This window comes from Endozoicomonas sp. ALB032, assembly GCF_049310125.1.
GTDB lineage: Bacteria > Pseudomonadota > Gammaproteobacteria > Pseudomonadales > Endozoicomonadaceae > Endozoicomonas_A.
Genome location: NZ_JBLYNW010000001.1, coordinates 4,577,891 through 4,602,274, shown reverse-complemented (window position 1 = coordinate 4,602,274; position 24,384 = coordinate 4,577,891). Strand labels below are relative to the sequence as shown.

3 protein-coding genes are annotated in these 24,384 nt (G+C 44.6%); all 3 read left to right on the top strand.

What is annotated here, in order from left to right:
* Window positions 1-250: 250 nt before the first annotated feature.
* The 3 genes from ACO6VG_RS17055 to ACO6VG_RS17045 all read left to right on the top strand — a co-directional run bounded on the left by ACO6VG_RS17055 (window position 251) and on the right by ACO6VG_RS17045 (window position 24,279).
* Window positions 251-6,775 carry a hypothetical protein gene (locus ACO6VG_RS17055; RefSeq protein ID WP_422474832.1) on the top strand — a complete coding sequence of 2,175 codons (6,525 nt, stop codon included), beginning with the start codon at window positions 251-253 and terminating at the stop codon, window positions 6,773-6,775.
* Window positions 6,776-7,125: 350 nt separating this feature from the next.
* Window positions 7,126-15,456, top strand: coding sequence for a hypothetical protein (locus ACO6VG_RS17050; protein ID WP_422474830.1), 8,331 nt, complete (start codon window positions 7,126-7,128; stop codon window positions 15,454-15,456).
* A gap of 633 nt (window positions 15,457-16,089) precedes the next feature.
* Window positions 16,090-24,279, top strand: coding sequence for a hypothetical protein (locus ACO6VG_RS17045; RefSeq protein WP_422474828.1), 8,190 nt, complete (start codon window positions 16,090-16,092; stop codon window positions 24,277-24,279).
* Window positions 24,280-24,384 lie beyond the last annotated feature (105 nt).

Genomic DNA, 24,384 nt, shown 5'->3' with positions numbered 1-24,384 from the left:
ACATAAACCCCATTAAAAGCTATTCACGCAGATACAAAGCCACTCTTGCTACATCTTGGTCCCACTGCTATTTTTTCTCAGTCTCCGTAGAGATCAGAACAATTTATTCAATCAGTATCAATAAAAGCTGTTATTTAACAGGTCAACTCTGATTAACAAATTATCAAATGGGGTCTACGGCAGCTCTATGCCTGTTTGTCACAGAAGACTGTTAAAACTTCACTTAATTGCGCTGCTATTCGCGATTGAAATGAACGTACATTCAGGTCATGCCTCCAGCTACCAGAATGAACCTGGGTACAAGGCGCCAGAAATCCGCTTTTTAGGTCTCTACGCAGGATTTAAAGCCAATAACTTTCACCTCAAGCTGAGTAATCATTATCACGTAATACACGACGTTGGCACCCCCAAAAAGCTGTCCCTTTTTTTCAGGCATCAATGGTTGAGTCACCTGCCCGGCTTTCTGTTAGCAAAGCTGCTTCCTCCTTCAATCGTACCCTACCCTTCTTTCAGTCGCGGATTTCCCTCACTGTCCCGGGCTTTTGGTGATGCCCCCGATTGCAACCCTCATCCGGTGATGATCGATCACTCTTTGCTGAAAGGCCAACTGTCAATTCAAACCACTTGTATCGAAAATCATCCTGTCTGGCAGATTACGGCCTCACCCTCGACATCATCGTCAGAGACTCAGGCCGTCGAGGGTGATTCTCTGTCTGCCTGGCTGTCGCTTTGGAAACTACTAAACGACACCCATACCAGTACCCTTTACCTGCGTCCCTGGCGAGAAAGTCAGCAGAATCGCCTGCAGGCTATTATCTGCCAGACCAATCCGCTTACAGAGCATAAAAAGTGTCAGAGCGTTCTTATTGATTTCCCGCTGAATCACGCAAAACCCTGGCTATTGCCCGAACTGGCTGGAAAAGACAGTATCAGCGCTGACGGGCAAACCGCTCTGGACAGTAGTTATATCAAGCGGGTCAATCAGGCTATTGATTGCCTCTCTTCCCACGATAAGTTGTTTGGAGAATCCAATAAAAGCAAGCCAGCTGACAAAGAAAAAATACACGCTTGCCAAAATAAGCACTGGCTTTATCAGTGGTCAGATCAAAACTGGGTTTATCAACCTGGCATTCCCGAGACTGCAATAAACCCCGGCCCGGCACTCATGACCGGGAAGTACTTTAACCTCTGGGCACTGGAAAAGGTATCGCCCGGCAATGATACCTACCCGGCCTGGTCGAGATCTTCTTTGTTCATCGCCCGCAACGACAGACATCGGAAATACCATTTCTGGGGAGCAGGTGACCCGGTGCTGCTGATGCGGTTCGCTGATGCCCCTTATAATGTCGAGGATCATTACGCCGGTTGGGATGGACCAGAGATTGGCACCCTGGTAGAAAGTGAGCATCTCAACCTGGCTGCCCTGCTTATGAGCACGGTGACCAATACGCCCTTTAATCTCTATCAGTGGCGGGGAATTCTCTCAGGGTTCACATCACCCATCCCGAAAAGCCTCAGTGCCCTGGTAAGGGAGCAGATTCTGAGCGACCCTGGTTCACTTTACCAGTTTGTTAAACGGCGGCCTGAGTTACTGAACAATGTGCTGACCTATTTAAACCGTGAGTTTCCGGGGCACCCTGTCCACACATACTTTTCCGGTCGTGTTTCACCTTTTTTTAGCCATCAAACAAACGGAAAACCACTGACTTTGGTGCCCGAAACAAGCAACGCATTCGACGGTTTTCATCCTCCTGCCATCCCTCATCAACCAGATATGTCACTCCCCTCTATTGGGTTTGCATCAGGCATAATGACTGCTTCTGGTGTCCAGGGGAATAATGGACTGCCTGAATTCCAATCCTGCCCGGCTTTTTCCTCTGAACAAAAAGCGCAACAAAGCAGCAACAGAAGTCAACGAAGTGCTAAATCAAATGGTGAGAACAATATTGACGACAATGAGCCACCACCGGGCGGCAGCCATCGGGTCACACTGGCAAACGCAGTATCTTCGGCATCCTTGCTTAACCATCTATTGTATTTTTACCGGCGCTTCGAGCTCAGGCCCGGAAGAGTGATTGGTGTGTCCGATTTTCTTCAGGAAGAACTTGATATTAAATCCAGTGGAAGATTTGAAACATTGGTCAGTGAATGCCAACCACCTGACTGCGACAGTGAAACATTATATGACCAGATACTCCAGGGTTTTGATCCGAAAAACCAACAACACATGGAATTGGCATCAAAAGCCTTGCAAAATTCTATAAAGGTCATCGTGCCTGGTGGTCAGAAATATCGCTACTACAGCCATGATATAAACCATGCTCATACGCCTCAACAGCCTCTGGAGGAGTTTGAAGGTATTCATACGTTCCTCTTTAGCGAGAATCACGCGGTAAGACTGTCCCGTCACGATGACAACGACCTGTGGTTCAATCACTTCCTGAACCGCCCCCACTTAAGCAAACAGGAGAACAAATGGCTGCGAGGCAGTGAGTTTGAAAATGCGTTATGGGAGCTGTTTCCACAATGGCAAAAAGATATTTTATTATGCCGGGAAAGTCTTCAGTGCAACACTATAAAATCTGCCAGCAAGCAGCTAAAACAGGCGTTTACTGCACCCGATAAATTCATGCAGGGAGAATACGGACACAACCTATTCAGTTTTTACAACAAATTACGCCTTGTTTGTTACACGTTCGACGATACAGGGAACCCCGACGGAACATTTTACATCAGCAAAAACCTGCTTGGAGCAGTGATTTTTTTCTGGGAAGATTCTGCCAGTAAATATATCGCCCTTATAGCTCCGGATCTCTCGACATCAACAATAAACTACAAAATGCAATTTTTGGATATTCATGTAAAAGCTTATTACGAGGGAGCCTTTTTAGTAAAAAAACAGGATGTCCGCTATGTAATTCCTGCACTATTGGTGCTCGCACCTGTTTTTAGAAAAATCTATACAGAAATCTGGAGTGTTATATCAGATATTGATGGTGCTCTTGTTTATGGGGGTATAGCCAGGTGGCAACATCTTTCATTGTTGGTTAAGCCCACCGAACTTGGCAAGGTCCCTGTTATTAATGATATTGATTTGGCAGTTGAGGATATCAAAAGTCTGAAAACCATTTCAGCCGCTTTAGAGAAAAAGCTAAAAAGCACCCTGTCTGGCCCCATTGTTAGAAGCGGCAACATTCATGCTATGGCTCTAGCCAACCCAAAAGAATTGCAGCGCAAACGGCTACTGCATAACGTAAAGATCACCTGCCTTCACGATAAAAACAATGAAAAGACACTGGGGGACGTCCGTTACAAGACAAAAAAATGGCGAATCTTATCGATCGATATTTCTGCTGGCCCTGAAGGGTATTTCGATTTCACGCGTGTAGAACCTTTTGCCAGGAATTCCAAACTGCTTATGCCAAGCCTGTCCGCTATGGTTGAACAACTGCTTCAGGACACACAACCTGATCAAACCTACCCGGGTATTGTTGCAAATCGACGGGTGCAAAATGCCCGAAATGCATTGAAAATATTGCTATCAAGTGACGCTGAGCAACAGGTACAGACAATTATTCAACAGTCAGTGTTCAGCGGTTCTTCAGAATTATCCAGGTTACCGGAATTTCTGCATCCTTATATTAAGCCGCAGTCTTACAATGAACAGGAAAGCACTATCAAGGTAGAGAATAAGGCAGAAAACGATGCCAGAGATCAACACTCTACAGTTGCTCATGACAGTGAGGTGGTGGCACCTGATCCTGCTGAAGGGTCAAAAAAGGGAAAGAATAAAACCGCCGCACAAAAGCCAATCCCGAATAAGATCAATTTCGAATCTGCATTGTCACAGTCCGTAGAAATATCAGACTGGCTTAAGGAGATGGATTATAACTTTCCGGACGAGCTTAATAAGGCAATAAAGATGCAACATTGCGATGCCACAGGAGAAGGCGAAACCCCTGAAGAAAGCCCTGCGCGAGATACAGAACTCAATACACTGCAAAATCAGCTGGAAGACGGAAAAACAAAAACCCTGCAAATACTGGCCTGCTCCGGAGCTTCTGCAGATAAATCCGGTGACCAACCGGTCATCACCATCAATCTCGCTAATACCCCGGGCAGTCAGCAGCGCAGAGACTTGGAACAGGCCGCTTATGAGAGCCACTTCCCCTATGCACAACTGGTTCAGGCGTTGTTCATTTTGAACCAGAAACTCCCATCTGGAAAACCAGAAGTACTTCAGATCTATGAAAAAACCTTCGAGCTGCTGTTACCGGCAGCCATTGCCGGTATACCGCTTTCGTACCAATTATTAATCGGGATGCAATTACACAACCAACATCCGGCAGGCTGGCCCCAGATGGAACCTGTCAACCGGCTGTTACGCAGCATGGCTACCAGAGCGACAAGCTTCAACCAGATAAAGGTTGAAGGCCTGTTGAAAGGTGGATTTCTGGAGCAGCTCTATCAGGATACTGACGTCACTACCCTGACCAGGATTGAGCAGGGGTTAGCCAGAGAGTCAGACCTCTCAGACAGAGGCAGTCAAGTAAAGGCCATTGTCAATGCCCTGAGAGAACCGGATAACCCCTCCACACTAACAGCACTAAAGACAATCCACTTCGGGGCTCGGGAACTGGAACAAACCATCGGGTCGCTGATACTGATACTGGAGAGAAAAAAAGAACCCGCAGTCGGTCAGATTCACAGTGAACTTTGGTCGTACAGCCTCAACGCCCTGCAAATTAAGGGCGCCTCGAAAAAAAAACCTCAGTTCATGGATATATCTTATTTCCCAAACGTACTGGCCATGACTGATCTGAAAGCATTCATGGATACTGAGCAAACCGGACAACTGCTCAAATATCATCAACCCAGATTCATAGCCTTTTGGAAAATGGGTTTTTGGGAAAGCTATCTCAAAGCGTCGTTAAGCAAAGACAGCAAGGCTGAAAAGGAAATATTTGACGAGCATCATGACCAAATAAATAATAAGGCGATTAAAAAGTCCAGACCCGATTTAATAGAAGACTGGATTCTTGCCCGATCTTTGCTGCTTTCAAGAGACTTTATTCAAATCAAAGAAGTTCCGCCTCACCCTACTCCATCGACTTCGGCGCAACTAACGTCTGAAACAGATAAAAACCCTGAAAAAGCAAAAAAAACCGCAAACGCAGCCGGTCAAGCAACAGCACTGAAGCCAGGTATCCGACCCTCGGCAGGACCATTCAATCGGGAAGAACATCTCCAGAATTTGTTTCAACTGGATGACAAGATTATTCAGGAAGTCAAATTTATTCAGGAAAACCCGGCATTTTTTTTGCCGCAGGTGGAAAAGCAGATTTCTGTATTCAGAAGGGCTTTACTAAAAAATAAAAATCAGACAAACGAGCTGGGAATGGGTTATTACTATTTTCTAAAGGCACTGACACTGATGGGGGCAAAAATACCAGAGGATTACGAAACGATTGAGTTGCCCTTTAGCCCGGAAATTAAACTCAACGCCAAAAAGTTAAAAGAGACTATTGTGTTGACCGGTCACAAAAGTGCACTGGCCAGTGCTTATGATCATTTCATGAAAGCACGTCAACTCGGCTTCCCTTATGGTGGTTATCTGGAATCATTAGTGGCTATGCGGCTAGACGACTATCAGTATTATCAGGACGAGACATCAGAAGCCTGGCAAACAGACTTGGCCAATAAGCCTGTTATTCAATACTCATCGACCATAAAACCCGGGGAAAAGATCTTTATTGAAGCAGGTAAGATAGTTACGGACATTTTGCCCGGGCTATTAGCAAGCTCTCTACATGGTGTACGTTTTGCCACTGAAGCAGCCATCAGAGTCTTTACTAATGAACGGTTTAATCTTCTGCATATTCCTCAGGCTGGTTGGCCAGCACTGATGGCAAAGTTTTTTTTGATTAACCCCTTTGAACATAACATCCAATTTGTGTTCAGCAATGATGGCCCTGAAGTTGAAGAAGCGTTATTTTCCAGGATAGTTGACCCAGGCAGTATTGAAGGAATGCTTTTGAGGCCACTGGAGAAAAAAAGGGAATTTACAATTAAAGAAAGACCAAAACAATATTGTATTTGGCTGGACAGTGAAATCGAAAATAGTGACAGGCCAGAAAATATTAAAAAGTATTTAAGTCTTGTCAAAGCTTTTATATTGGACACATCAAAGGTGCAGACTACATCATCTGGGAAAACAGCTTCTGATATTGATAAATTGTTGGAGGATATTGCCAGCTATAAGCTAAGCCGGACAAAATTGTTTGAAGTGTTGAAGGAAACATCACATTCTGAAAACAATTTAGATGAATTCTTTTATAACTTGTCCTGGCACCAACCCCACCCGAATTGTATGGATTTAAGTTATGCTCTTTTGGAAAAACATCGCACAAATTCTGCCCTGGTTCACTATTATTTGTCGGCTTACGATACCATCACTGATAGCCGTTACAACGCACAGGTTCTGTTCTGGAACGCGATAATGAAACAGGCGATTGAAGAAAATGAACCAATGAGAGAGGCTTTTTTCGCACTTCTGGCAACCGCCGATCTGACGGTTATGTACGATGATAACCGGGAGGCCATGAGCATCACATTTAAACCATACAAAAAAGACCTTAATTCCTGGTTGTCTTTTTATCACTGTATGTCAGCCCAAATCGCCACTATTCTGGAAGAGGCGCAAAATACAGATTTCAATTCCACTTATTTTGAAGTCTCAAAAAAATATAAAATCATTAAGCACCGGATCCGTTGATTCTGTCGCATAGTGATTGAGTTTACTGCGTTGACCCGATGCTGTCAGTCTGGCCTCTGTAGACAAAGCCGCTCACTGCAGCAACATAAAAAAGTTATCACAAGATTCGCAGCCAGCAGCCAATCCGAACACGGAACCATTCTTGCTACATCCTGAACCCACTGCTATTTTTTCTCAGACTCCATAGAGGTTAGAACAATTCATTTAATCAGTATAAAAAAACTGTTGTTTAACAGGTCAACTCTGATTAACAAATGAAGTTATCGAATGGGATCTACGGTAATTCTATGCTTGTTTGTCACAGAAGACTGTTAAAACTTCTCTTAATTGCTCTGCTGTTCATAATTGAAATGAACGTACAATCAGGTCATGCCTCCGGCCACCAGAATGGACCCGGGTACAGCGCACCAGAAATCAGATTTTGGGATCTCTACGCCGGATTTAAGGCCAATAACTTTCACCTCAAGCTGGGTAATCATTATCACGTATTACACGACGTTGGCACCCCCAAAAAGCTGTCCCTTTTTTTCAGGCATCAATGGTTGAGTCAGCTGCCCGGGTTTCTGTTAGCAAAACTGCTTCCGCCTTCAACCGTACCCTACCCTTCTTTCAGTCGCGGCTTCCCCTCACTGTCCCGGGCTTTTGGTGATGCCCCCGATTGCAACCCTCATCCCGTGATGATCGATCACTCTTTGCTGAAAGGCCGACTGTCAGTACAAACTGCTTGTATCGAAAATCATCCTGTCTGGCAGATTACGGCCTCACCCTCAACATCATCGTCAGAGACTCAGGCCGTCGAGGGTGATTCTCTGTCTGCCTGGCTGTCGCTTTGGAAACTGCTAAACGACACACATACCAGTACCCTTTTCCTGCGTCCCTGGCGAGAAAGTCAGCAGAATCGCCTGCAGGCCATTATCTGCCAGACCAATCCGCTTACAGAGCATAAAAAGTGTCAGAGCGTTCTTATTGATTTCCCGCTGAATCACGCAAAACCCTGGCTATTGCCCGAACTGGCTGGAAAAGACAATATCAGCGCTGACGGGCAAACCGCTTTGGACAGTAGTTATATTAAGCCGGTCAATCAGGCTATTGATTGCCTCGCTTCCCACGATAAGTTGTTTGGAGAACCCAATAAAAGCAAGCCAGCTGACAAAGAAAAAATGCATGCTTGCCAAAATAATCACTGGCTTTATCAGTGGTCAGATCAAAACTGGGTTTATCAACCTGGCATTCCCGAGACTGCAATAAACCCCGGCCCGGCACTCATGACCGGGAAGTACTTTAACCTCTGGGCACTGGAAAAGGTATCGCCCGGCAATGATACCTACCCGGCCTGGTCGAGATCTTCTTTGTTCATCGCCCGCAACGACAGACATCGGAAATACCATTTCTGGGGAGCAGGTGACCCGGTGCTGCTGATGCGGTTCGCTGATGCCCCTTATAATGTCGAGGATCATTACGCCGGTTGGGATGGACCAGAGGTTGGCACCCTGGTAGAAAGTGAGCATCTCAACCTGGCTGCCCTGCTTATGAGCACGGTGACCAATACGCCCTTTAATCTCTATCAGTGGCGGGGAATTCTCTCAGGGTTCACATCACCCATCCCGAAAAGCCTCAGTGCCCTGGTAAGGGAGCAGATTCTGAGCGACCCTGGTTCACTTTACCAGTTTGTTAAACGGCGGCCTGAGTTACTGAACAATGTGTTGACCTATTTAAACCGTGAGTTTCCGGGCCACCCTGTCCACTCATACTTTTCCGGTCGTGTATCACCTTTTTTTAGCCATCAAACAAACGGAAACCCATTGGCTTTGGTGCCCGAAACAAGCAACGTGTTCGACGGCTTTAATCCTCCTGCCATCCCTCATCAGCCAGATATGTCACTCTCTTCTACAGGGTTTGTATCAGGCATAATGACTGCTTCTGGTGTCCAGGGAAATAATGGACCGCCTGAATCTCAGTCCTGCCCGAGTAATCCCTCTGCACAAAAAGCCGAACAAAGTGGCAACAAAAGTAGACGAACTGCGAGCCCTGACGGCAGGAATAATATTGACGATAATGAGCCGCCACCACCGGACGGCAGCCACCCGGTCACACTGGCAGACGCAGTAACATCAGAATCCTTGCTTAACCATCTATTGTATTTCTACGGGTGCGCTGGACTCCGGCCTGAAAAAATAGGCGATATATCGGATTTTCTTCCGGAACAGCTTGGTATCACATCCAATAAAAAATTTGAAACCCTGTTCCATCAATGCCAAATACCCGATTGCGATAGTGAAACATTATATAATCAGATGTTCTGGCGTTTTGACCCGAATAATCAACGACACATGATTCTGGCATCAAAAGCACTGGAAAACTCTATACGGATTTTTGTTTCTGATGGTCAGGGATATCACTCCCACAACTACCATGATCGTACGCCTCAACAACTGGACAAGTTTGAAGATGTCGTTACGTTTCTGTTTCACGAAAATCACGCTGTAAAACTGTCTCATCTCAGTGACAACAACCTGTGGTTCACCCACTTCCTGATCAGCTCCTGCTTGAATAAGCAGGAAAACGAATGGCTGCAAGACAGTGATTTTGAGAATGCATTATGGGAACTGTTTCCACAATGGCAAAAAGACATTTTGTTATGCCGGGAAAGTCTTCAGTGCAACGCCATAAAATCTACCAGCGAACAGCCAAAAGAGACGTCCATAAAATCTGCCAGCCAAGTGCTAAAACAGGCATTTACTGCACCCGATAAATTCCTGCGGGGAAAACAGGGACAGAACCTGTTCAGGTTTTATAATAAATTAGGTTTGGTTTGTTACCCGTTCGACGCTACAGAGAAACCCGATGGAACGTTTTACATTAGTAGAAACGTGCTTGGCGCGGTGATTTTCTTCTGGGAAGAATCTGCCAGTAAATATATCGCTTTTTTAGCACCTGATCTCTCCACATCAGCAATAAACAACGAAATGCAATCTTTGGATATTCATGTAAAAGCTTATTACGAGAGCGCATTTTTAGTAAAAAAACAGGATATCCGCTACGTAATTCCTGCACTATTGGTGCTCGCACCTGTTTTTAGAAAAACCTATACAGAAGTCGATAGAGTTATATCCGATATTGGAGATGTTCTTGTTTATGGTGGTTTGGCACGATGGCAACATCTTTCGTCATTGGTTGGCCCTACCGAACTTGGCAAGTTACCTGTTACCAATAATATTAATTTGGCAGTCGATAATATCAAAAGTCTGGAAACCATTTCGGCCTCTTTAGAGAAACAGCTAAGCAGCGCACTGGCTGGCACCGTCGTAACACGCAGCTACATTCATACTATGATTTTAGCTAACCCCAAAGAATTGCAGCACAGTCGGCTACTGCATAACGTAAAGATCAGCTGCACTCCCTGTAAAAACAATGAAAAGGCAATGGGGTTCGTCACTTGCAAGGCAAAAAAATGGCGAATCTTCTCGATCGATATTTCTGCTGGTCCTGAAGGCTATTTCGATTTCACCCGTGTAGAACCTTTTACCAGAGGTTCCAAACTGCTTATGCCAAGCCTGCCCGCTATGGTTAAAAAACTGCTTCAGGACACGCAACCTGATCAAACCTACCCGTGTATTAATGCAAATCGACGGATGCATAATGCTCAAAATGCATTAAAAATCTTGCTCGCGAGTGACACTGAGCAACAGGTTCAGGCGATTATTCAACAGTCACTGCTCAGCCGATCTTCAGAATCATCCGGGTTACCGGAATTTCTGCTTCCTTATATCAAGCCCGAACCTGACAAGGCACTGGAAAGCAATAGTGATATTGACGAACATGCAACAGTTTCTACTGCTAATTATGCCGAAGGTGCGGAGGCGATAACAAAAGATTCTTCTTTCAATTCCCATAAGAAGGAACAGAAACAACAAGAAATAAGCGACATTGCCACTGTGCCTGAAAAAAACGATATCACAGTAGAAGCAAGCCCTGATGATCAACGCTCTACAGTTGCTCATATTAGCGAGGCAGTGGCACCTGATACTGCTGAGCACTCAAATAAAGGAAAGAATAAAACCGCAGCCCAAAAGTCAATCTCGAATACGATCAATTTCGAAACAGCCTTATCTCAGTCCGTAGAAATATCAAACTGGCTTAAGGAGATGGATCATCGCTTTGCGGACGAGCTGAACAGGACAACAAAGACACAAGATTGCAAAGCCCCTGCAGAAAACCCTGCGCCCGATACAGAATTCGATACACTGCAAAAACAACTGCAGGACGGAAAAACAAAAACCCTGAAAATACTGGCCTGTTCCGGAGCATCTGCTGATACATCCACAGACCAACCGGTCATCACCATCGATCTGGCCCATACCCCGGGCAGTCAGCAGCGCAAAGGCCTAGAGCAGGCCGCTTATGAGAACCACTTCCCCTATGCGCAACTGGTTCAGGCGTTGTTCATTCTGAACCAGAAATGCCCTGCTGAAAAATCAGAAATACTGCAGATCTATGAGAAGGCTTTCGAGCTACTGTTACCGTCAGCCATTGCCGGTATACCGCTTGCCTACCAATTATTAATCGGAATGCAATTGCGCAACCAACATCCGGCAGGCTGGCCCCAGCTGGAACCTGTCAACCGGCTGTTACGCAGCATGGCTTCCAGAGCGACAAGCTTAACCCGGATAAAGGTTGAAGGCCTGTTGAGCGGTGGATTTCTAGAGCAGCTCTATCAGGATACAGACGCCATTACCCTGACCAGGATTGAGCAGGGGTTAGCCAAAGAGTCAGACCTCTCAGACAGAGGCAGAGAGGTGAAGCACATTGTCAGTGCCCTGAGAGAACCGAATACTGCGTCCATATTAACAGCCCTGAAAACAGTTCGACCCAGGGCTCGGGAGCTGCAACAAACCATCGGCTCACTGATACTGATACTGGAGAGAAAAAAAGAACCCGCAGTCGGTCAGATTCACAGTGAACTTTGGTCGTACAGTCTCAACGCCCTGCAAATTAAGGGCGCCTCGAAAAAAAAACCTCAGCACATGGATATATCTTATTTCCCACAGGTACTGGCCATGACTGACCTGAAAGCCTTCATGGATACTGAGCAAACCGGACAACTGCTCAAATATCATCAACCCAGATTCATAGCCTTTTGGAAAATGGGTTTTTGGGAAAGCTATCTCAAGGCTTCGTTAAGCAAAGACAGCAAGACTGAAAGGGAAATATTTGACGAGCATCATAACCAAATAAATAACAAGGCGATTAAAAAGTCCAGACTCGATTTAATAGAAGACTGGATTCTTGCCCGCTCTTTGCTGCTTTCAAGAGACTTTATTCAAATCAAAGAGGCTCCTGCCTGCCCCACTCCGGCGCAACTAACGTCTAAAACAGGTACACATTCTGAAAAAGCAAAAAGAATCGTAAATGCGGCCAGGCAGTCAAAAAAAATGAAGCCTGTTATCCGACCATCAACAGGACAACACAATGAACAAGTACATACCGGGTATTTACTTCAACTGGATAACAATATTATTCAGGAAGTCAGATTTATGCAGAAAAGCCCGAAATTATTTTTGCAACAGGTAGAAGAGCACATCACAGCATTCAGAGTAGCTCAGGTACAAAATGGCAATGATTCAACAAACACGCTGGGAATAGGTTATTACCACTTTTTGAAGGCACTGGCCTTGATAGGGGCCAAAATGTCAGATGACAACAAAACTATTGAGTTGTCCTTTGGACCGGGAGTCAAACTTAACGCGAAAAAGATAAAAGAGTCTATTTTAATCTCTAAAGAGTATTACTTCCCCTATGCTCCAATGCTCTCTCTGTTTTTTGAACATGGTATGGAAGAAAAGCTTAAAACACCAAAGCAGGCCCTCTACTCTGCATTCTCCGGGGTGTCACAGTCCATTGAGATTTTATTAGAATTGCAAACATATGCACCGGTTCTGTCCGGACTGTTACTCAAGTGGCTGATACTGATTCCAAAGACTTTCGAACTGAAACTGGCCTTTGATGCAGAGACTTACCTGAAAAACCCGCAAGTCAATATTCCGGGCAGGGTAACACCTTCCATTGGTTTACTCAGAGAGTTTCTGGAGCAGCTTCCGGTAAAAGGCTCTGATGGCGCAGTTGATGTTGTTTTGAATCGAATGGGTCAGCAATTTACCAATACCCGGCATCTGCAAAACGTACAGCATGAACAAGCGGAAGCGACTGAGTCCGTGTCAGCAGAAGCGGCTACGACAAGTGCAGCAGATGCCATAGCTGAATTAGCCATAGAGGTAGCGATAGCAGAAGCAAACTCGCACTTGTGCTCGAGCTCGTGCTCGTGTTCGAACTCGAACTCAACAGAAAACGCTATAGTGTTAGCGGAAGCAATAGCGGAATCGAAAGCAAACGTCAAAGCGAAAGCGATAGCCTTGGCGGAAGCGACAGAGAAAGTGACAGCAGAAACGAACTCGAACGCGACAGCGTTAGATAAAACGACAGCGGTAGTGGCAGCGTTAGATAAAGCGGCAGAGACAGGTAAAGCGGCAGCGATCACGGTTCTGGAAAGGTTAAAGGAAGCGAAAGCGAAAGCAATTAAGGAAACGATAGACGAAACGGTAAACGAGGCGGTCAAGGTAGCAGTAAAGGAAACGGCAGAGAGTAGAGCAGCAACATTAAGATTGGTACTGTACTTCGCTACTGGTCGAACGGAATTGATTGATTTTGTTTACCTGGATTTATCCACATTGACCATTGTTTTTTCTATAATTGGCTCTGAATCACACTCGGGACTCTTCGAGTACCTGAAAAAGGCTCATAGGCAGCTCTCTAAAGAGACTAATTTTGATGATCAGATGATGGCAGATATTATAGAACTTGCTTTTCATCTGGTTAGTGTATCATCAGAAACAAAGCCGACCCTTTCTTGTCTTAAAGCCCAACCCTTCAATGCCCAGGCCCTTTTAACCGCAATGCATTTCGGTCATAACTTACAACTTCTGACAAAATTAATCGGTTTTTCTCGCGAACTAGTTACCCAAGATACCAAATTGTATATTTACAACATTCTTTTGCTGGTTCACCAGTATATTCTCGAGCTTATCGGTGGAAATGCAGAAAAGGCAAAAAAACTTCAGGTTGACTCAGATGGTTGGCAAACACTACATACATGTTTTAGGAACTATGTATGGCATAAGCCAGTCAAGGCTGTTGCACATAATATGCAATCAAAAGTCATAGACCATGTTGTCTTTAACAGCGACAGCGTAAAAAATTTCACAGATGGAGACGAAAATACTTTTCTTGTTGCTATTGAGCAAGCCAGAAAAATTGGCTATCAAAAATTAAAACAGCAGTTAAACCAATATGAGGGAAAAGTGGATTCTCAATCTACAGCGATGTCAGGCTGGCTTCATTGCCTGGCTGGATTGACGCTTCTGAAGGCACAAACAAGTTCTGATGACCAGCGGGTAATATTGACCGGTCGCAAAAGAGTACTGACCATTGCTCATGAGCATTTCGCAAAAGCACGTCATCTCGGCTTCCCCTATGGAGGTTATCTGAAATCACTGGTGGACATGCGGCTAGACAACTACCAGTATTACCAGAACGAGACATCAGAAGCCTGGCAAAGAGATCTGACCAATAAGCCTGTTATTCAATACGCATCGATCAAAAAACCAGGGGATAAGATCTTTATAGACGCGGGTAAAATTGTCACGGACATCCTGCCCGGGCTATTATCAAGCTCTCTATATGGTGTACGTTTTGCCGTTGAAGCAGCCATCAGAATCTTTACTAATGAACGGTTTAATCTTCTGCATATGCCTCAAGCTGGTTGGCCGACACTGATCGCAAAGCACTTTTTAATTCTCCCCGTAAACCATAGCTTACAGTTTGTCTTCAACAATGATGTCACTGAAGTTGAAGAAGCGTTATTTCCAAGGATAAGTGATCCTGACAGTATTGAAAGAATACTTCTGGAACCAATGGAGAGAACCAGGCAATTTGCCACTGAAAAAAGACCAGAACAATATGGTATTTGGCTGGACAGTGAAATCGAAAATGGCGACAGGCCAGAAAGTATTAAAAAGTATTTAATCCTTGTCAAAGCTTTTTTATTAGATAAATCAGATCTGCTGGAAACACCGGCAACAGTTTCTGATAGTGATCAATTATCAGAGAGTACTGCAAGCTATAAGCTACGCCGACTTGACTATACAGCATTGTTGGAAGAACTACAGGAAACACCACAACCTGAAACCGGTTTGGATGAATTCGTTTATAACCTGCCCAGACTGGAGTCTCACCCAAATTACGAGGCTATCAGTAATGCTCTTTTGAAAAAACATCGCACAAAGTCAGCCCTGATTCACTATTATTTATGGGCTTACGAGATCCTCAATGATAGTCGTAACAACGAACGGTATTCGTTCTGGAATAGGATAATGACACAGAAGATTGAAGAAAATGAACCAATAAAAAAGGCTTTTTTCGCACTTCTTGCAACCGCTGATCTAACGGCTATGTACGATGATAACCGGGAGGCTATGTGCACCGCATTTAAAAAATACAAAAAAGATCTTAATTCCTGGTTGTCTTTATTTCACTGTATATCGGCTGAAATCGCCTCTTTTCTGGGAGACGACCTAAAGAAAGATCACCATTATCTCGAGTATTTTAGAGCCTTGACAGAATATTAAGTCATTAAGTAACAGCCCCCTTATTCTCATCTATCTGAATACCAACTTTTTCCATCCCTCTGCGTTCCAACTCAGTTTAATTGGCTGAAGCTATTCGCCTGTTGTTGTCACCAAAGCTATAAACGCCTTAAAGGATGAAAACCTTCTGAAAAATATTAGTGTTAGGCACCCTACGGTTGCCACTCATTTCAACTTCGACAGCCCAAAAGAATTCATCAATGAACATGAAACAAACTGACGTACGATTCTCAACGTATATCAATTTAGCAAATAGATTTTTGTCGTATAATTATTGAGTCTGCTGCTTTAACCCGAAGTTGCCAGCCTCACCTCCGGAAACAGAGCCGCTACCTTCAGCAGCAACATAAAAACGTTATCACAAGATTCGAAACCAGCAGCCAAACCGAACGCGGGACCATTCTTGCTACATCATGAACCCACTGCTATTTTTCCTCAGTCTCCATAGAGACCAGAACAATTCATTCAATCAGTATTAATAAAAACTGTTATTTAACAGGTCAACTCTGATTGACAAATTAATAATTATCAAATGGGATCTACGGCAATTCTATGCTTGTTTGTCACAGAAGACTGTTAAAACTTCTCTTAATTGCCCTGCTATTCATAATTGAAATGAACGTACAATCAGGTCATACCTCCGGCCACCAGAATGAACCCGGGCACAAGGCACCAGAAATCCGCTTTTTGGGTCTCTACGCCGGATTTAAAGCCAATAATTTCCACCTCAAGCTGGGTAACCATTATCACGTAATACACGACGTTGGCAGCCCCAAAAAGCTGTCCCTTTTTTTCCAGAATCAATGGTTGAGTCATCTGCCCGGGTTTCTGTTAGCAAAGCTGCTTCCTCCTTCAACCGTACCCTACCCTTCTTTCAGTCGCGGATTTCCCTCATTGTCCCGGGCTTTTGGTGATGCCCCCGATTGCAACCCTCATCCGGTGATGATCGATCACTCTTTGCTGAAAGGCCAACTGTCAATACAAACCACTTGTATCGAAAATCATCCTGTCTGGCAGATTACGGCCTCACCCTCGACATCATCGTCAGAGACTCAGGCCGTCGAGGGTGATTCTCTGTCTGCCTGGCTGTCGCTTTGGAAACTGCTAAACGACACCCATACCAGTACCCTTTTCCTGCGTCCCTGGCGAGAAAGTCAGCAGAATCGCCTGCAGGCCATTATCTGCCAGACCAATCCGCTTACAGAGCATAAAAAGTGTCAGAGCGTTCTTATTGATTTCCCGCTGAATCACGCAAAACCCTGGCTATTGCCCGAACTGGCTGGAAAAGACAGTATCAGCGCTGACGGGCAAACCGCTTTGGACAGTAGTTATATCAAGCGGGTCAATCAGGCTATTCACTGCCTCTCTTCCCACGATAAGTTGTTTGGAGAACCCAATAAAAGCAAGCCAGCTGACAAAGAAAAAATACACGCTTGCCAAAATAATCACTGGCTTTATCAGTGGTCAGATCAAAACTGGGTTTATCAACCTGGCATTCCCGAGACTGCAATAAACCCCGGTCCGGCACTCATGACCGGGAAGTACTTTAACCTCTGGGCACTGGAAAAGGTATCGCCCGGCAATGATACCTACCCGGCCTGGTCGAGATCTTCTTTGTTCATCGCCCGCAACGACAGACATCGGAAATACCATTTCTGGGGAGCAGGTGACCCGGTGCTGCTGATGCGGTTCGCTGATGCCCCTTATAATGTCGAGGATCATTACGCCGGTTGGGATGGACCAGAGATTGGCACCCTGGTAGAAAGTGAGCATCTCAACCTGGCTGCCCTGCTTATGAGCACGGTGACCAATACGCCCTTTAATCTCTATCAGTGGCGGGGAATTCTCTCAGGGTTCACATCACCCATCCCGAAAAGCCTCAGTGCCCTGGTAAGGGAGCAGATTCTGAGCGACCCTGGTTCACTTTACCAGTTTGTTAAACGGCGGCCTGAGTTACTGAACAATGTGTTGACCTATTTAAACCGTGAGTTTCCGGGCCACCCTGTCCACTCATACTTTTCCGGTCGTGTATCACCTTTTTTTAGCCATCAAACAAACGGAAACCCATTGGCTTTGGTGCCCGAAAAAAGCAACGTGTTCGACGGCTTTAATCCTCCTGCCATCCCTCATCAGCCAGATATGTCACTCTCTTCTACAGGGTTTGTATCAGGCATAATGACTGCTTCTGGTGTCCAGGGAAATAATGGACCGCCTGAATCTCAGTCCTGCCCGAGTAATCCCTCTGCACAAAAAGCCGAACAAAGTGGCAACAAAAGTAGACGAACTGCGAGCCCTGACGGCAGGAACAATATTGACGACAACGAGCCACCACCGGGCGGTAACCATCCGGTCACACCAGCAGACGCAGTGCACTCAACATCCTTGCTTAAACATCTATTGCATTTTTACAGACACTGCGGACTTTGGCCTGGAAGAGTAATCCATGGCTCGGATTTTCTTCCAGAGCACCTCGATATCACATCCAGTGAAAATTTTGAAACCCTGGCCCGTCAATGCCAACCACCTGACAGTGAAAGTGAAGCATTATATAACCAGATGCTCCGGGGTTTTGATCCAAAAAACCAACAACACCTGGTGCTGGCATCAAAAGCCCTGCAAAACTCTATACTGGCCATCGTTCCTGACGGTCAGAAATATCGCTGTTATAGCCATGATATAAAACATGATCACATGCCTCAACAACCTCTGGAAGGGCTTGAAGATTGTCATACGTTCCTGTTTCACGAGAATCACGCTGTAAGACTGTTTCATCACAGTGACAGCAACCTGTGGTTCACTCACTTCCTGATCCGACCCCAATTAAACGAAGAGGAAAACCAATGGCTGCAAGACAGTGAGTTTGAAAATGCTTTGTGGGAGTTGTTTCCACAATGGCAAAAAGACATTTTATTATGCCGGGAAAGTCTTCATTGCAACGCCATAAAATCTACCAGCGATCAGCTAAAAGAGGCGTCCATAAAATCGGCCAGCAAACAGCTAAAACAAGCGTTTACTGCACCCGATAGATTCATAGAGGGAGAACACGGACATAACCTACTCAGTTTTTACAATAAATTACGCCTTGTTTGTTACCTGTTCGATGATACAGAGACTATCGATGAAACTTTTTACATTAGCAAAAACCTGCTTGGAGCCGTGATTTTTTTCTGGGAAAACTCTGCCAGTAACTATATCGCCTTTATAGCTCCAGATCTCTCGGCATCAACGATAAACAACAAAATGAAATCTTTGGATAATCATTTAAAAGCCTGTTCCGAGGGCGCATTTTTAGTAAAAAAACAGGATATCCGCTATGTAATTCCTGCACTGTTGGTGCTCGCACCTGTTTTTAAAAAAACCCATGCAGAAATCGAAAGTGTTTTATCCGATACTGGAGATGCTCTTGTTTATGGGGGTTTAGCCAGGTCGCAACATCTTTCATCAGTGGTTAAACCCACCGAAATTGGCAAGATACCTGTTACCAATGATATTGAATTGGCAGTCAGGGATATCAAAAATCTGGAAACCATTTCGGAGTCTATAGAGAGTAAACTAAGAAGCGCTCTGTCTGGTACCATCGTTAGGCGCAGCAATATTCACACTATGGTTTTAAACCCAAAAAAATCGCAGCGCAGACGGCTAAGGAATACCGTAAAGATCAACGGCTATCCTGATAAAAACAATGAAAAGGCCATGGGGTTGAGCCGTTGCAAAGCAAAAGAGTGGCGAATCATATCAATCGATATTTCTGCCGGTCCTGACGGGTACTTCGATTTCATCCGTGTAGAACCTTTTGCCAAGGGTTCCAAACTGCTTATGCCAAGCCTGCCCGCTATAGTTGAAAAACTACTTCAGGACACGCAACTTGATCAAACTTACCCGGGTAGTAATGCAACAAAGCGACAGGCGCAAAATGCTCAAAATGTATTAAAGATCTTGCTCGCAAGTGACACTCAACGACAGGTTGAGGAGATTATTCAGCAGTCAGTGTTCAGCAGCTACTCAAAATCATCCAGGTTACCCGAATTTCTGATGCCTTATATCAAGCCACAACCTGACAACGAACAGGAAAGCACTATTAATGTAGAGAATAAGACAGAAAATGATGCGAGCGATGAACACTCTACAGTAGCTCATGACAGTAAGCCAGTGGCACCAGTCCTGGCTGAACATTCAAAAAAGAAAAAAAACGAAACCTCCGCCAAAAAGTCAATTTCCGATACGATCGATTTCGAAACGGCATTGTCTCAGTCCATAGAAATATCAAACTGGCTTAAGGAGATGGATTATAACTTCCCGAGTGAGCTGAATAGGGCAACAAAGGCACAAGATTGCGAAGGCTTTGAAGAAAACGAAGCCTCTAAAGAAAACCCTGCGTCCGATATAGAATTCAATACACTGCAAAATCAACTTAAGGAAGGAAAAACAAAAACCCTACAAATACTGTCTTGTTCAGGGGCTTCTGCAGATACATCCGGTGAGCAACCGGTCATCACCATCAATATGGCAAATACCCCGGACAGTCAGCAGCGCTCAGGGTTAGAACAGGCTGCTTATGAAAACCACTTTCCCTATGCACAACTGATTCAGGCGTTGTTCATTCTGAACCAAAAAATCCCATCCGGAAAACCGGAAGCACTTCAGATCTATGAAAATGCTTTCGAGCTGCTGTTACCGGCGGCCCTTGCCGGTATACCGCTTGCCTACCAATTATTAATCGCGATGCAATTACACAACCAACATCCGGCAGGCTGGTCCCAGATAGAACCTGTAAACCGGCTGTTACGCAGCATGACTTCCAGACAAACCAGCATCAATCAGGTGAAGGTTGAAGGCCTGTTGAGTGGTGGATTTCTGGAGCAGCTCTATCAGGATACAGACGTCACCACCCTGACCAGGATTGAGCAGGGCTTAGCCAAAGAGTCAGAACTCTCAGACAAAGGCAGAGAAGTGAAGCACATTGTCAATGCCCTGAGACAACCGGATACCCCCTCTATATTAACAGCCCTGAAAGCAGTTCATCCCAGGACTCGGGAGCTGCAACAAACCATCGGGTCACTGATACTGATACTTGAGAAAAAAAAAGAACCCGCAGTCGGTCAGATTCATAATGAACTTTGGTCGTACAGCCTCAACGCCCTGCAAATCAAGGGAGCCTTGAAAAAAAAATCTCAGGTCATTGATATATCGTGTTTCCCATATGTGCTGGCCATGACTGACCTGAAGGCATTCATGGATACTGAGCGCACCGGACAATTGCTCAAAAATCATCAACCCAGATTCATAGCCTTTTGGAAAGTGGGTTTTTGGGAAAGCTATCTCAAAACTTCGTTAAGCAAAGACAGCAAGACAGAAAAGGAAAGATTTGACCGGCATCATGAAAAAATAAGCAATAAAGCGATTAAAAAGTCCAGATCCAATTTAATAAAAGACTGGATTCTTGCCCGATCTTTTCTGCTTTCAAGAGATTTTATCCAAATCAAAAAGGTTCAGGCTTCCCCCACTCCATCCACTTTAACGCAGCTATCATCTGGAACAGCTACAAACTCTGAAAAAGCAAAAAGAACCGTAAATGCAGCCAGACAGTCAACAGAACTGAAGCCAGGCATTCAACCATCAAAAGGACTATTCAATGAACAACTACATAACCAGTATTTATTTCAGCTGGATAACAACATTATTCAGGAAGTCAGATTTATGCAGGAAAACCCGAAAAGATTTTTGCAACAGGTAGAAGACCGCATTACCGCATTCAGAAAGGCTCTGGTAAAAAATAGCAATAACTCAACAAACAAGCTGGGAACAGGTTATTACTATTTTCTGAAGGCACTGGCCATGATAGGGGCCAAAATGTCAGATGACAACAAAACTATTGAACTGTCCTTTAGCCCGGAAGCCAGACTCAACGCGATAAAGATAAGGGAGTCTATTTTAGTGTCCAAAGATCTTAACTTCCCTTATGCCTCGATGCTCTTTCTGTTTTTTGAACATGGCATGGGAAGAAAGCCTAATCAAGTAATCCAGGCCTATTGCTCTGCATTCTCCGGGGTATCACAGTCTATTGAGTTTTTATTAGAATCGCGCGCAGATACACCGGTTCTGGCCGGACTATTACTCAAATGGCTGGTGCTGATTCCAAAGCCTTTCGCACTGAAACTGGCCTTTGATGCCGACACTTACCTCAAAAACCCGCAAAGCAAGATTCCAGGCAGGGTAACACCTTCTATACATATACTGAGAGAATTTCTGGAGGAGCTTCCGGTAAAAGGCCCTGGTGGTGCAGTTGATGTTGTATTGAATCGATTGAGCCAGCTATTTACAAATACCGCGTATCTGCTAAACGAACAGCATGAACAAGGGGAATCGTCTCAGTCAGCCTCAGTGGCAGCAATTGAGGCCAAGAAAGCGGCAGAAGAAGCCATAGTAGAAGTAGCCATAGCAGTAGCGGTAGCGGTAGCGAACGAGAACGAGAACGAGTTAGCGAACGAGATAGTAAAAGTGAAGGCGACCGCAAAAGAGAAAGCGATGGCGTTAACGAAAGCAACAAGGAAACTGACACTAATAACGAAGTCGAACGCTACAGGGTTGGAGATATCGACAGAGGTGGTAACGGCGATAGGTAAGCTGGTAGACGCAGGTAAAGCGGCAGCGAATACGATAATAGAAGTGTTAACGGACGAGAAAGCGAAAGCGGTAGAGGAAGCGGTAGAGGAGGCGATAGACGATACGCTAAGGGTAACGGTATTAGAGGCGGAAGAAAGAACAGAAGCAGCATTAAGATTGATACTTTACTTCGCCACTGACCGAACGGAATTGATTGATTTTATTTGCCTGGACCTATCCATATTGACCATTGTCTTTTCTATAATTGGCCCTGAATTAGACACGGAGCTCCCCATATACCTGAAAAAAGCCCAGAGGAATCTCTCTGAAGATAGTGAACCTGAAAATCGGGCAATGGCAGATGTTATAGAGCTTGCTTTTCATCTGGTTGGTGCATCACCAGAAGCAGAGCTGGCCCTCCCTCATCTTAAAACCCAATCCTTCGATAACCAGGCTCTCTTAACCGCTATGCATTTTGGTCATGACTTACAATTTTTGACAAAATTAATTGGTTTGTCTCGCGAACTGGTTACCGAAGATAGCCATTCGTTTTATAACATTCTTTTGCTGGTTCACCAGCATATTCTCACTCTTATCGGTGTAAATGCAGAAAAGGCAAAAAAACTCCAGGCTAACTCAATGGGCTGGAAAATATTAGGCACCGGGTTGAAGAACTCTGTATGGTATAAGCCGGTCAAGACTGCTTCCCATAATATGCAATCAAAAGTCATGGACTATGTTGTCTTTAAAAATGACAGCGTGAAAAAGTTCTGGGATGGAGACGAAAGTATTTTTATTCTTGCTACCGAGCAAGCCAGAAAAGTTGGCTATCGGAAATTAAAACAGCAGTTAAACCAATACGAGGGTAAATTGGATTATCAATCTTTACAGATGTCAGGCTGGCTTCATTGTCTAGCTGGATTGACACTTCTGGAAGCAAAAGTAAGTTCTGATCACCAGAAGATAATATTAACCGATCGCAAAAGCGTCCTGATCAGTGCTCATAATCATTTTATGAAAGCACGTGAAATTGGCTTTCATTATGGTGGTTATCTGGAATCTCTGGTATTTATGCGACTAGCAAACCACTACCAGTATTATCAGAACGAGACATCAGAAACCTGGCAAAAAGACTCAATCTATAAGCCTGTTATTCAATACACATCGACCAAAAGACCAGGAGAGAAGATTTTTATTGAAGCGGGAAAGATTGTTACGGAAATTTTGCCCGGTTTGCTGGCAAGTTCTTTACTTGGTGTACGTTTTTCGGCCGAAACAGCCATCAGAATCTTTACTGATAAACGGTTTAACCTTCTGCATATCCCACAGGCTGGTTGGCCGACAATGCTCACAAAGTACCTTTTGAGTTGCCCTGCAAACTATCGCATCCAGTTTCTGTTCAGCAATGACGGTCCTGAAGCTGAAAATGCGCTATTTCCCAGGACAAATGATCCAGACAGTATTGAGGGAATACTTCTGAAACCACTAGATAAAACAAGACAGGTATCCATTAGCGAAAGACCAGAGTATTATGGTATTTTTCTGGACAGTGAAATCGAGAATGGTGACAGGCCAGAAAGTATTAAAAAGTATTTAAGCCTTGTCAAAGCTTTTTTATTCAATAAATCAGATCTGTTGGATACACCATACGAGGCAACAGTTTCTGACAGTGATCAATTATCAGAGAGTATTGCAAGCTATAAGCTAAGCCGGTTCGACTATACAACATTGTTGAAAGAACAACAGGAAACACCACAACCTGAAACCGGTTTGGATGAATTCGTTTATAACCTCCCCAGGCTGGAATCTCACCCAAATTACGAGGCTATAACGAATGCTCTTTTGAATAAGCATCGTAAAAAGTCAGCCCTGATTCATTATTATTTATGGGCTTACGAGACCCTCAATGATAGCCTTGAAAACGAAAGGGATCTGTTCTGGAGTGAGATAATGACAAAGAAAATCGAAGAAAATAAACCAATGAAAAAAGCTTTCTTGGCACTTCTGGCAACCGCCGATCTAACGGTTATGTACGATGATAACCGGGAGGCAATGATCAATGCATTCAAACAATACAATATAGATCTTTCTAGCTGGCTGGCCTTTTTACACTCGATCTCAGCCACTTCCGCCTTATTTCTGGGCGAGAAGCAAAAGGCAGATTATCATTTCGAGCTTTTTGAAAAACTAAAAGGCATGTAACTTCATTAATTAACTAATCAGCAGGAATAGCAGGAAGACCAAATCCGTAAATTGAAGGCATGTGTTCAGTTTACGCTTAGCTACAAAGCCACTCTTGCTACATCC

Bases quoted from the DNA above. Each gene is read 5' to 3' on its own strand.
- ACO6VG_RS17055 (WP_422474832.1), top strand. From the start codon at position 251: ATGAACGTACATTCAGGTCATGCCTCCAGCTACCAGAATGAACCTGGG.
- ACO6VG_RS17050 (WP_422474830.1), top strand. From the start codon at position 7,126: ATGAACGTACAATCAGGTCATGCCTCCGGCCACCAGAATGGACCCGGG.
- ACO6VG_RS17045 (WP_422474828.1), top strand. From the start codon at position 16,090: ATGAACGTACAATCAGGTCATACCTCCGGCCACCAGAATGAACCCGGG.